General features: G+C 44.9%; 9 protein-coding genes and 1 pseudogene. 2 read left to right on the top strand and 8 right to left on the bottom strand.

From position 1 onward, the window contains the following. Positions 1–37 precede the first annotated feature (37 nt). From glnE to typA, 5 genes are all read right to left on the bottom strand, one after another. Entirely contained in the window at positions 38–2,995 is a 2,958-nt protein-coding gene (glnE, locus tag A3729_RS11260; protein WP_082865324.1) for a bifunctional [glutamate--ammonia ligase]-adenylyl-L-tyrosine phosphorylase/[glutamate--ammonia-ligase] adenylyltransferase, read from the bottom strand. Between the two features lie 94 nt (positions 2,996–3,089). Beyond that, positions 3,090–3,701 (bottom strand): CYTH domain-containing protein, encoded by a 612-nt coding sequence (locus A3729_RS11255; RefSeq protein WP_068510239.1) that lies wholly within the window; start codon positions 3,699–3,701, stop codon positions 3,090–3,092. A gap of 93 nt (positions 3,702–3,794) precedes the next feature. Next, the gene (locus A3729_RS11250; RefSeq protein WP_068510236.1) at positions 3,795–4,697 is read right to left on the bottom strand and encodes a porin; all 903 of its coding nucleotides are present in this window, start codon (positions 4,695–4,697) and stop codon (positions 3,795–3,797) included. Between the two features lie 598 nt (positions 4,698–5,295). Beyond that, positions 5,296–5,733, bottom strand: coding sequence for a D-aminoacyl-tRNA deacylase (gene dtd / locus A3729_RS11245; protein ID WP_068510233.1), 438 nt, complete (start codon positions 5,731–5,733; stop codon positions 5,296–5,298). A 130-nt stretch (positions 5,734–5,863) separates the two neighbouring features. Beyond that, on the bottom strand, positions 5,864–7,672 hold the full coding sequence (gene typA / locus A3729_RS11240) for a translational GTPase TypA (protein ID WP_068510231.1): 1,809 nt from the start codon (positions 7,670–7,672) through the stop codon (positions 5,864–5,866). 582 nt (positions 7,673–8,254) lie between these two features. Here typA and glnA point away from each other — a divergent pair. Both glnA and A3729_RS11230 read left to right on the top strand, forming a co-directional pair. Further along, positions 8,255–9,661: a glutamate--ammonia ligase gene (gene glnA, locus A3729_RS11235; RefSeq protein ID WP_068633847.1), complete on the top strand. Its 1,407-nt coding sequence runs from the start codon at positions 8,255–8,257 to the stop codon at positions 9,659–9,661. A 195-nt stretch (positions 9,662–9,856) separates the two neighbouring features. Continuing rightward, complete coding sequence (locus A3729_RS11230; RefSeq protein ID WP_068633844.1) at positions 9,857–11,551, top strand: VCBS domain-containing protein; 1,695 nt, start codon at positions 9,857–9,859, stop codon at positions 11,549–11,551. Positions 11,552–11,568: 17 nt separating this feature from the next. On the opposite strand, the gene A3729_RS11225 is transcribed toward A3729_RS11230, so the two are convergent. The 3 genes and pseudogenes from A3729_RS11225 to A3729_RS32925 form a co-directional block, all read right to left on the bottom strand. After that, positions 11,569–11,799, bottom strand: a complete 231-nt coding sequence (locus A3729_RS11225) for a hypothetical protein (RefSeq protein WP_156495336.1) — start codon at positions 11,797–11,799, stop codon at positions 11,569–11,571. After that, positions 11,796–13,208: a TolC family outer membrane protein gene (locus tag A3729_RS11220; RefSeq protein WP_068633841.1), complete on the bottom strand. Its 1,413-nt coding sequence runs from the start codon at positions 13,206–13,208 to the stop codon at positions 11,796–11,798. The genes A3729_RS11225 and A3729_RS11220 overlap by 4 nt, the downstream gene beginning before the upstream one ends. Positions 13,209–13,308: 100 nt before the next feature. Beyond that, positions 13,309–13,594: pseudogene (locus A3729_RS32925) on the bottom strand (HlyD family type I secretion periplasmic adaptor subunit); the annotation flags it as partial.

Below are 13,594 nucleotides of genomic sequence, written 5' to 3'. Positions count from 1 at the left end.
TAGAGCATTAAGCCAGGAAAATCTTGCTTAAATATCACTAGGCCACGAAGACTTTTTGCCAAATCTCCGTTACCTTGCTGCATGTTTCAGCATAATCAGCGATCGTTGTTTTATCCGCCTCATCAGCCAAGCTATTTCGATGCAAACCAGAACGCAGCTCCCGATAGGATGCACTCAGTACGGATAAATCAATGCCTTCAAAACAATCCAGCTTCTCTAAAACCTCTAATATGCGAATATTATCGGTCCAGTCCATCAAGCTAGAATCTTGGTGCGCGAAGTTCAACACGCCAAACTGGGTGATAAATTCGATATCCACCAGACCACCATCACCTTGCTTGATACTTCCCGCTTTGGCGGCAGCCTTCATTTTTTCGCGCATAGCTTTAACTTCTGCCCTAAGCTCAGCTTCATCTCTGGGTGCTGCCAGTATGTCTCGTCGAACCAGATTAAAATTTTCGATAAGCTTTGGGTCACCCGCAATACCACGCGCCCTAACTAAAGCTTGATGTTCCCATGTCCAAGCATCATTTTGCTGATACTTTTTGAACGCAGCTAGCGACGACACCAACATTCCAGAATTGCCCGAGGGACGCAAACGCATGTCTGACTCATACAGCATTCCTTGCGTTGTCTGAGCTGACAGAATATGAATTATTCTCTGCCCTAGACGCATATAAAATACCTGATTATCAATCGACTTTGGCCCCGATGTCACGCCATAGTCATCAGCGTCATAGAGAAAGACCATATCCAGGTCAGAGCTATAACCTAACTCCAAGCCACCTAGCTTCCCGTAACCAATTGCGGCAAAACCTTCGCCAGCAATCCCTTTCTCGTCACTGCTTAAACCACTTGGCACACCGTGTTTAACGACTAGATTATGCCATGCGATGGCTAAAGACTCTTCCAGAAGGACTTCGGCCAACCATGTTAAGTAATCACTTACTTTCATTAAAGGCAAGTGTCCACCTAACTCCGATGCAGCCACACGCAACATATGAGATTGTTTGAAAGTTCGTAGGCAGTTCATTTGAGTTTCCAGATCATCCTCTGGAATTCTCAACATTTGCTGCCTTAGCTCATCTTGTAATTGCTCTCGATTCGGTGGATGGAATAGACTTCGGGCATCCAGCAACTCATCAAGAATAACCGGACTTTTAGCAATATGTTCAGACACCCACGGGCTTTCTGAACATAAGCGGCACAACTGCTTAAGCGCTCCTGTATTCTCATACAATAGAACAAAGTAAACTGAGCGACCCAGTATCGAACTAACAAGCCCCAGCATGCGCGCCAATGTAAGCGACGGCTTATTGGTTTCAGCAGCTTCATCCAGCAATAGGGGCAGAAAAGTCTCAAAACGCTGCCGTGCTTCTGGTGACATCAAGGTAAACAAGCGATGCTCTCGTAACTGTTCCAAATCACTAACACTCTGTGCAGGCGACTCATAACCTGCCTCTTGGAACATTGGCTGCAAAAGCTGTGAACGCTCTTCAGCCAGCCAAGCTGCCAACCAAGCCCTTCCTGCTTCCTCCTGATCACCATCTTCTTCAGGGTCATGCAGAAAATCGGCAAAGCATTGACTCACCGCTGAACGATGCTCATTCAGCTCTGCCTCTAAACTTGGCCAGTCTGAATAGCTCATCGACCAAGCAATACGCTGACGGCTCTCTTCTGATTCTGGAATTAACTGGGTTTGTTGGTCTGCCAAGCCTTGTATCGCATGCTCCAAATTACGCAATAGTCGATAGGCAAGTAATAAAGTATCGACCCATTCCGAGGGTAAATATTCATTTTCTTGCAATGTACGATAAACGCTTACCAAGCCCTGCTGCTGGAGGCGTTCGTCTCGGCCACCATGAATCAATTGGCAGGCCTGGGCAATAAATTCGATCTCTCGAATGCCGCCATCACCCAGCTTAATATTTTGCTCTCCACCTTTGCGGTGCATTTCAGCCATAATCATACGCTTCATATCGCGCAAGGCTTGCACAGAGGTAAAATCAGCATACTTGCGGTAAACAAAAGGGCTAATAATATCCATTAAGGCCGCGCTGGCTTCAGGGTTTGCGTCGGCATTAACGATACGCGCCTTGATCATGGCATAACGTTCCCACTCCCGTCCCTGGTTGTGATAGTAGTCTTCAAAGGAAGCGAAGTTCATCGCCAATGCGCCACTATCACCATAAGGCCGCAAGCGCATATCGACACGGAATACGAAACCCTCAGAGGTCATGGCATCCAAAGCATTGATGAGCCTTTGCCCCAGGCGCGTGAAGAAGAGCTGGTTTTCAATTGGCTTTTTGGCGTGATCGGTCTCACCAGATTCAGGATAGGCAAAAATCAGGTCGATATCGGAAGATACATTTAATTCATAAGCGCCATGTTTGCCCATCGCCAACACCAGCATGTGCTGAGGGATAGGTGCACCGCCCTCTTTTGCTCTAGAAAAAGGGGTGCCATAACGCTCGCAAAGCTGTTTGTATAAGACATCCAAAGCAACTTCAACCGCTGCATCGGCCAAAGCACTTACGTCCGAAAGTGTTTCTTCCAGCTCTACCAAGCTTAAGAGATCGCGCCACATAAGCCGCGTCATTTCATAGCGACGAAATACTCGCAGAACTGACATCAATTCAGCTTCATCATTGACTGCTTTACAGCGTGAACTTAAATCGCGCTTATATTGCCCTTCCAACTTTGAAGTAAACAGTGCTGAATCGCTGCCCGACCACTCATGCAACCATTCAGGGTACTTTAAACTGGACTCTCTAACATAGTCGCTGCGCGACCATACATCCAAAATGCTCTGAATAAAGTCTTTTGACCAAGGGCATTCGAGCGTTTCCCAGCGAATATCTTCCAAACATGCTTCGCCAACATAATAAGCACTCAACTCTTGCCAGGCGTTACGTAGACTTGCTTGAATAAACCCCGGAAACTGATTAATTACATTCTCAACTTGGGTACCGATTGCGATGTTAGCACTGCTCATATAGATAGCTCTCAATTTTCGATATTGTTATCTGAGAAAAGTAACGCAGCGAGCATGTCAGCTCAATGCGCTTGATCAAGTATGTCTGAAATACTTAGCTCGCTGCCAATAAAGAATAGCCTCTCTCGGCTTTACTCGTGTCAGACGCTTTCAAGTGAATAGCTTGCCCCAATACGGCTGCCAAACTTTTTAGCGCTTCAACCTCACCCGACATTAGCTCTAGCTCAATTTCTTTGATTGGCAGACACTTACCTTTTGACAACACCTCGCCCTGGTCAAAAGCTAATTCAATTTCGCTACCCTGCCATTCAATTAATACCTGATGCCTAACAAAGTTCGTCTCAAACACCGCATTTAAACTTTCCAAATTCATTCCTTCCGGCCAAACATCCAAGCCCTCTAGAAGTGAAATATCTAGCTTGTTATCCGCCAATTCCCATTCCCATTCACCACGTTCACTTAGACCGCTTACCGACTTCCCCTTGGTCTTCAAGGTTTGAATAAAAGCATCGCCTTTTTTCCGAACCCGCAAAGCCATTCGATGCTGGTTCAATATCTTATCAGGCGTATCATAGTAAATATTCTGCAAAGGCTTTCGCTGCAACTCAAGCACAAACCCCTGATTGCTCAAACACGCTTCCAAGCTCTCAAGCACAGCAAGACTTTCACCCACAACACTAAGTTTTAGTTCAATTTCTTTCGGCACAAAACACCTTATCGTTTGATTTACATAAATTTCAGGCAAAAAAAAGCCGGTGAAAGTCACCGGCTTTTTAGAGCTTAGTTCTAAACTTACAACTTAGAAGCTGTAGTTAGCGCCGATAGCTAGTACGTCAACATCCGCACCATCAACACCACCAAGGTCAGTAGACGTTGTGTATTCTAGAGCTACAAACAAATGATCTGTTACATTATGAAGAGCTTGAAGCGCAATTGTCGCTTCGTCTTCTGCACCATCATAAGACTTCATACCATAACCTAGAGCAAACTGGTTCTGACCCATTGTGTACATGCCCTGCAAACCAATGTAATCAACTGTATCTGACATGCTTTCGTAACCAAGCATTACAGTAATATCATCCATTGAGTAAGTAGCACCTAAACCAATAGTATCTTCTGCTTCAACACCAGCTTCTTCGCGACCCATAGAGTATGCAAAAGCAAGTTCAAGGTTATCCATAGCGTATTTAGCAGCTAAAGCACCAGCGAATACAGAGCTGCTTTCAACTGGCAAAGTTACACCAACAGTTAAACCGTCAGCAATCTCAGGAGAAACATATTGTAGGTTCTCAACTTCGCTATCTGCAGCCAATTCGCCTTCTAAGCCAACAAACTCAGAAGTGTCTGTTACGTCTACCCACTCATATACTGTGTCATCAACACCGTATTGAACAGAACCGAAGTCACCTTTAACACCAACATAGATTTCATCAGACTGGTTGATACCAGCTGTAGTTTCGTCTGCGTCGAATTCAAATTCTACTTTAGCAAAAGCAGTTACGCCTTCAGAAACCATGTGAGAGTGAGTCAAACCAAAAGTAGAGTCACTATCCATTACAGCGTTGGCAGTATTTCCGTCAGCATCTGCATGTACATATGCAACATCGATATCACCGTAGAATTCAATACCTTTATCTGCTGCCATTACACCAGTAGATAGAGTAGCTGCTGCTACAGCTGAAGCGATCAGGGTCTTTTTCATTTCGTCTTCCTTTTTTCTGTTAAAATTTTAATGAGAGTCAGGCTCATCCTGGAATCTCGTTAAATATACTTAGCGATTAAATTATTATTAGTTATGCCGTTAATACAGCACCGTTAATACAGCACAGTCTTCCGGCCGCCTATATTATTTATAAAATATGTCAGAAATGTGTCAAAAATCAATTCTTCAGACATGTTCCCAACATAAGTTTCATCTTATATCTGCCAATTACTTAACAAATTAAAATGTGTTTTATCTTTCCTATCAACATATTAAGACAAGTTTGAGCACTAAGGCACGTTACAGCTTGTTAAGGTTTAGACCTGAATGATCTAGATCAAAAACACCCAAGCCTTATTTAATGCCAAGCAAAACTTACTTCACTTTTATATGCGTCATTGCACTTGCAATAAAGATATACCAGTCATTCTCTAGTGGTTAACCAGTACAAACAATATCTTACAAGTCCTTTTTAAAATTAAGCTTAACTATTATTTAGCAGCAAATAAACAAAAGTACAAAAAATAATTACATTTTTCTCGCAAATTAGCCGTTTTGCACCAAAAAAGCTCAAAATCCACTAACAAGCACACAATAACTACACCTCAAGCAAAAAGGTAACCGGCCCGTCATTCACCAGAGAAACTTGCATATCCGCACCAAATACCCCTCTCTGCACACGAACACCTTGCGCCTCGGCCATTTCTCCAAATATCTTATAAAGCTCTTGCGCTCGCCCAGGCTCACTGGCCTCTGAAAAGCTTGGCCGCCGCCCCTTTTTTGTATTCGCTGCCAACGTAAACTGGGAAACCAGCAATAACTCACCTCCTATATCCCTTAGGCTTTTGTTCATTCGACCAGCTTCATCCTCAAAAATACGATAGCCCACTACCTTTTCAAGCAAAGCCTGTGCCGAAGCTTCAGTATCTTGCTTCTCAACGCCCAGCAATAACAAAACCCCTTTAGATATCTCCCCAACCACTTCACCAGAGACCTCGACCGAAGCAGAGCTTACCCGCTGAATCAGACCTTTCACTTTTCTCTCCCAAGCTTAATTAAGCATAATCCTTTAATATGTCATATCGATGACCCACAAAAAAGCCCGCCTCCAAATATGGAGGCGGGCTTAATTATTAAGCTACTTTCTATACAGACTATACAGAAGCTTACTTCTTATTACGCTTTCGCTCAGTCTCGGTAAGAAGCTTCTTACGAATACGAATGCTTTCTGGCGTTACTTCAACCAACTCATCATCTTCGATAAACTCAAGCGCCTGCTCTAGCGTATGCGTAATCGGCGGAACCAAGGTCAAGGCCTCATCGGTACCCGATGCACGAACGTTCGTTAGCTGCTTACCTTTGACCGTATTAACAACCAAGTCATTAGAGCGTGAGTGAATGCCGACAATCTGACCTTCATAAATATCAACACCAGGGCCTAAGAATAAACGGCCACGCTGCTGAACAGTAAACAACGAATAAGCAGTGGTCTTACCTTTGACCATACTCACCAACACACCGTTCTGACGCTCAAAAGAGCCACCAGACTTCACTTCGCCATAGTGATCAAAGACACTCGTCATGATGCCTGAACCAGAAGTCAGCGTCAGGAATAATCCACGGAAACCGATCAAACCACGAGAAGGGATAACAAACTCAAGACGCACACGCCCTTTACCATCCAACTCCATATTGGTTAATTCTGCCTTTCGCAAACCCATTGCTTCCATCACAGGCCCTTGATGCTGCTCTTCAACATCAATTACAACCATCTCATACGGCTCGTGAATCTGGCCATCAACTTCTTTCTGGACAACTTCAGGGCGCGATACCGCCATCTCAAAACCTTCACGACGCATTGTTTCAATCAATACAGAAAGGTGTAATTCACCACGACCCGAGACAACAAACTTGTCCGGCGTATCACCTGGCGCCACTCGTAATGCCACATTGTGAATAAGCTCTTGATCAAGACGGTCCTTAATATTACGCGTCGTAACAAACTTACCTTCCAGGCCTGCAAAAGGAGAATCATTCACCACGAAGGTCATACTTACGGTTGGCTCATCTACGTTTAGTGCTGGCAAAGCCTCTACACACTCCGGGTCACACAAAGTATCTGAAATACCTAAGCCATCAATACCATTGATACAAACAATATCTCCAGCATTCGCCAGTGGCGTCTCAACCTGCTCAAGCCCCATATGAGTTTTGACGTTAAGCACCTTGCCTTTACGCTCATTACCCTTGGCATCTTTAATAATTACTTGCTGATTTGGCTTCAATGTTCCGCGAGTAATACGACCTACACCAATAACACCTACGTAGCTGTCGTAAGCCAATGCAGACACCTGCATCTGGAACATTCCTTCAGGATCTACATCAGGCGCTGGCACTTGTTCTGTGATCATCTCATACAGCGGCGTCATATCGTCAGCCATATCCTCAGGGTCTGAACCAGCAATACCATTCAGCGCCGACGCATAAATAACAGGGAAGTCTAACTGTTCATCCGTCGCACCCAAGCTATCAAACAAATCGAAAACCTGATCCATCACCCAGTCTGGACGAGCACCCGGGCGATCTATTTTATTGATTACAACAATAGGACGTAAACCCTGCTCAAACGCTTTTGAAGTCACAAAACGAGTTTGAGGCATCGGCCCATCAACGGCATCAACCAACAGCAATACCGAGTCAACCATCGATAATACACGCTCTACTTCGCCACCGAAGTCAGCGTGCCCAGGTGTGTCAACGATATTGATATGATAGTCATTCCATTGAATGGCTGTATTTTTTGCCAGAATGGTAATACCGCGCTCTTTTTCCTGGTCATTGGAGTCCATGATACGCTCAGAACCTTCGTCCCGACGTTCGAGTGTACCCGATTGGCTTAACAACTTATCTACAAGCGTCGTTTTACCATGATCAACGTGAGCAATGATGGCAATATTTCTTAATTTCTCTATCACAATACGGGTACCTGTTATCCTGAAAAGACTAAATCCAAGACTTAAATTAAAAGTAACTGAATATAAATTGGACGCGAATTATACAGAAAGAACGTCATATTAAAATGCAGTAAACAAATATTTTACATTTTAGTTTTTTACTGTCGCACCATTTTATTGCACTAAACAGCATGAAGCACCGCTATGGTGCGCATTACATCGTAAAAATCCACTGATACTCCCTTCCAGCCACCTATTTTCAAGCACTTACAAATAATCAAAATTGGCAAACATATTGCACACTGACATAGAAAAACTAATGTCAACAAATAATTGGGGAATAATGAAGATAGTTCTGCTATCCTTCATTTTTTCCTCTTCCAGGCTGCCCAGCAAAGGCGTCTGACAACTTGGACGGTACTTGAAATATAAATAGTATTTGAAAAGTTTGTTTAGACTGGTTAGGCCGGACACCTGCTGCGAAAATCGCTAGGCACTGCGCATGTCGCAACTTGAGTGTGACAATTTAGTGCAGTGCTCGGCACTTGAAATAACATGAAACAAACCTTTGTTTCGAATACGTCCAAAAATGGAGAAATTAGAATGTCAGAGAAAACTCTCGGCCTAATCAAAGAAAACGAAGTCACATGGGTCGACCTTCGCTTCACAGATACTCGCGGTAAAGAACAACACGTAAGCATTCCATCTTCTGAAGTTGACGAAGACTTCTTCGAAGAAGGCAAAATGTTTGACGGTTCATCAATTGCTGGCTGGAAAGGCATCAACGAATCAGACATGATCCTTATGCCTGAAGACGCTACAGCAGTACTTGACCCGTTCACAGAAGAAAGCACTTTGATCGTTCGTTGTAACATCGTTGAGCCTTCAACTATGCAAGGCTACGAGCGCGACCCACGCTCTGTTGCGATCCGTGCTGAAGAATACTTGAAGTCTACAGGTATCGCTGACTCTGCATTGTTTGGTCCAGAGCCAGAATTCTTCGTATTTGATGACGTTAAGTGGAAAGCCGACATGAACGGCGCTATGTACGAAATCAACTCTGAAGAAGCTGCTTGGGGTAGCCACGCAGAATTCGAAGGCGGTAACATTGGTCACCGTCCAGGCGTTAAAGGCGGTTACTTCCCAGTACCACCAGTTGACTCTCTACACGACCTTCGTGCAGCAATGTGTGCAGCGATGGAAGCAATGGGTCTAGTAATCGAAGTACACCACCACGAAGTTGGTACTGCTGGTCAGTGTGAAATCGGTGTTGGCGCTAATACACTAGTAAACAAGGCTGATGAAGTTCAGATCCTTAAGTATTGTGTACACAACGTTGCTCACGCTTACGGCAAGACTGCGACATTTATGCCTAAGCCAGTAGTTGGCGATAACGGTTCTGGCATGCACGTTCACATGTCTCTTGCAAAAGATGGCGTTAACGTTATGGCTGGTGACGGCTATGCTGGTCTATCTGATGAGTGCCTATACTACATCGGCGGTATCATTAAGCACGCTAAGACTTTGAACGCTTTCACTAACGCTTCTACTAACTCATACAAGCGTTTGGTTCCAGGCTTCGAAGCACCAGTTATGTTGGCTTACTCTGCACGTAACCGTTCTGCTTCTATCCGTATTCCATACGTAAATAGCCCGAAAGCACGTCGTCTGGAAGCTCGCTTCCCAGATCCAACGGCTAACCCATACCTAGCGTTCTCTGCGCTACTAATGGCTGGCCTTGACGGCATCCAGAACAAGATCCACCCTGGCGACCCAGCTGATAAAGATCTATATGACCTACCAGCAGAAGAAGCAGCAGAGATCCCAACTGTAGCAGCGACTTTCGAAGAAGCATTGAATGCTCTTGAAGCTGACCACGAATTCCTAACTAAGGGCGACGTGTTCACTGAAGACATGATCCAGGGTTTCCTAGATCTTAAGCGTGAAGAAGTAGAGAAATTGAACATGACAACTCACCCAGTTGAGTTTGAGTTGTACTACTCTCTATAAGCACGACGCTCTATAAGCTATCCTCACAGATAGCCTGACCTGCGCAAGCAGGCTCAGAATAGAAACCCGTTAATGACAACATTAGCGGGTTTTTTACATTTGATCACAAAATCCGCCCGCCATAATCTAGACAAACACTCATAATACTCTTAGTGTATTAACTCACTGTATTAATTGTACAACCGGAGTGCATTCATGTCGGCTCAGCCTAGCCTGTTAGTATCAACCCGCCTTTTTTCTAGCCAAGTGCTTGAACAGGCTCATGGGCAAACTACAAACACCGACATTAACAAGACAAGTCCGGACGTACATCCATCCATACTACTTAATGACATCTTCCCTCCACAGGAAGCTTCGCTGAACCTTGAACAGCTCGACACAGCATCGAACCAAGCACTGCAAGCCAAGGCGACACTCAAGAAGCTGGAACATGAGCTATCGAACGCAAACGAGCAACAGTTAAACGATATTGCCACCCTACAAGACAGTATCATTAACGACGAAGATTTTGATTTCTCTCTACTCCCCTCCACTGCAGCCGGGTACGAAGAAAGCCCCACCCAGCTTAACGGAGAATTTTCCAGCCCACCTGGCGAGAGTTTTTCCAGCAATGCGTATGTAGAAACAAGTACCGCCAACTCAGCGAAGCAAAGCAAATACGAAGTAGCCAGTTTAGACGAACAAAATAGTGAACAAGTCAGCACTTCAACTGCCATACCGCCTCACACAGAAGCAGAGATAGATCATTCCAGCAAATCCCTTGGAACTCTGCACCGAAGCACTACTGAAGACATTCACTTTGAAGTAAGCGGCCAAGTTGATACAAACTATGAATTTGACGAAACCAGTCATGAAACAGCTTATGGCCAAATCAATTACAACAGCGACGGCAGCTGGCAATACACGCTAGACAACAACACTTCGAAAATTCAAGAACTGGGGGCAAACGACTCCCTTATCGACAGCATCGACCTAATCAGCAAAAGTGGCGACAAATTTACCCTCAATATCACCATACATGGGATTAACGACAGCGCAACAATCTCTGGCGACAAGAGCGCTGAAGTTTCAGCACTAAGTAACTATAGCCCTGGTGAAAGACCCGAAACGATCAGCGGCACGCTTACTGTTAAAGACCTCGACCAAGATGAAGCCCAAATGCTGGCTGAAGACATGGTTGAAGGCACATACGGCTTTGTAAGTATTTCCGCTAGTGGCGAATGGACTTATTCGCTCAATAGTGAGTCAGACGCAGTAAAAAGCCTTCATCAAAACGACACTTTGCATGACCTAATCCCGCTAAAAAGCGTGGACGGTACTAATCAACTTCTCAAGATCACTATTTTTGGCGCCGATGACAAGCCTTTTTTAAGCGGTGACAACTCTGAAACGATCGACTTAGCCAATGCCACTTACGCCGAACAGAAGCTAAACATCGACGACCCTGACTTTGGTCAATCTCACTTTATAGCAGCCGAAGACATTGCCACCCGCTCTAACTATGGCACTGGCAGTATTGATGAACATGGCAACTGGCGATACGAACTAAATACTGACAACCCGAGTGTCATCTCTTTGGGAGAGAAAGAACGCTTGTTCGACACATTTGTTGTCGAAAGTGTTGATGGCACGACACAAACAGTCATTATCAAGATTGAAGGAAGTGATCAGCCACTCTTTGCCAACAACAGCTCCAGCGAGCCAGAGACCCTAGAGTTAAATCAAGTTCTACATGATGACACAGAGAACGACCTAGAAAGCGTATTCGGAAAGGCTAACTCTAGCCATCAGTCCACGGGCGAGACCCTAGACAATGCCAATACAAGTGCAAGCGAGATTTTACAGCAAATTACTCAGCAAAACTTTCAAGACAACCATCTCATTACTTAAGAGAGTTGAATACTTAGCTAGAGCGTATCGCCCTCCGATAATATAGACACATTCACCTGGCCCAATTTTTCTCTCAGCTTTTCTCTATCAACAAGCTTAGCCTGTACTGCGCTAGGCAGTTCGGTAAACAAAATAATACCTTTCTGCACCAGCAAGGAGATGAGGTCTTCCGTCACTCGCGCCAGATCAACATCGCTATCCTGTAACGCTAAAAATAAAGCCTCCTTTTCTTGCTGATCCATCATCATGCCCTTTCGTCCAGGAACTTAGTTACTTTAGGGGATATCGTAATATTTTGAGACAAGTGATCCAGCAAACTACCCTGCAGGTACAACAGCTCATACTTAATCAAATACAAGTCATATCGCGCCTCACTACTTAAACGCTTAGCATTTAATAGTTCATTCTCGGCATCCAGCAGATCAATCAAGCTTCGCTGGCCAATATCAAACTGCTTAATGTAGGCTCGCTTGGTGTTTTCTGCCGATTCTGCATAATCCTGAAGTAAGGCGTAACGAGTCGATAAACTCTGGTAACGATGCCAAGCCTGCTCAGCCGCTAAGCTTAACTCACGCTGCGCATCTTCCATGCGATACCCTGCCCGCTTAACACGCAGAGCAGCCTTATTCTTAGCCGCTGAGTCTCGCCCACCGTTGAATAAGTCATATTGCATACGCAGCATCACAAAAGCATCATTATTTCGCCCTTTAACACCATCAAGGTTATCATTCCAACTCGCACCAGATTCCAGATAAATCGAAGGTAAATTAGTAGACTTCGCTGCCGAACGCTCAGCCTTGCTCGCTCGAAGCGCTCGCGCTTCAGATAATAACTGAGGATTCTGTGAGGACACCTCTTCCAATAGCTGTTCCAGCGAATTTGGCATCGATAACAAGCCTGGACTAAAAGCCAAAGATAAAGCAGGCCTTGAGCCTACAACTCGAAAATAAGCCGCCTCAGCCGCTCTAAGCTTAGCCTTTGCTGCCTCGACATTTGCCAAAGATAAAGATAAACGCGCACTGACCTGACTTACCTTGGCTCGGTCATCTTTTCCCAAACGAGCTCTCGTACCCACGTCTTTCGCAATCCGTTCATGAGTTTGCAGGTTCGCAATATGATCCTCAAGAGCAAAGTTCGCACGCATAACATCCAAATGCGCCTGCACAGCATCATAGGCTAGCGTTTCTGCCTGAGAGCGCATCGCTAGACGTCGTGCCTGCCCCATCTCTACGCCGCTTTCACGCTGCCAATGAGTATGAAAGCCATCAAATAACATTTGCCTTAAGGCAAGTGAAGCTTCTCGGCGCTCCATTTGTTCAGAGCCACTTCCCGTCAATGACCTTGTCGAAGTGTTATTACTATGCTCACGCCCGACACCTAGAGATAAAACAAGCTTAGGTAGAAACGCAGACTCCCGCTCCTCGATGTCCGCCATCTGAGCATACAACTCGCTGACCATTGCTTTAAGTTGCGGATGACTGGCTAAGGTTAAGCTCACGCTCTCCTGAATGCCACGAACTGCCGAAGCTTTCTTAGACAGCCCTGGCTCATCTATAATGTTCGAGAAACTTGAATCTAGCTCTTGGGAAAAAACCGGGGCCACGCTAAAACAGCCTGTGACAGCTAAGCACAAGAACAAGCGCGAAAGAAACTGCATTTTATTATTGCCTCTACGTTAACAACCAAACTGGTTGCTACTTATTATTATCTATCCGTAGATAAAACCCTGAAAAGTTGCATAGTGAGCAAGTCAAAACTTACTGTTCGGTCAGCGCAACCTGCCGGGCTTTTAATATTGGTTTCAAGAGATACGTCAGCAAGGTTTTCTTCCCTGTCAGAATATCTACTTGGGCAATCATACCAGGAATAACCGGAAGGAGCTTGTCTCCGAACTTCAAGTTATTATCTCGCGTCTTGACGCGTACCAGGTAGAAGCTATCACCTTGTTCATTTGTACTGGAATCAGCACTAATATGAACCAGCTCAGCTTCGAGCCCTCCATAAACCGTGAAATCATATGCGGTGAATTTTACCATTGCTTTC

It is taken from the genome of Oleiphilus sp. HI0043, from assembly GCF_001634935.1.
Note: the sequence above shows the minus strand (reverse complement) of the source record. Positions and strands in the feature narration are given on the sequence as shown.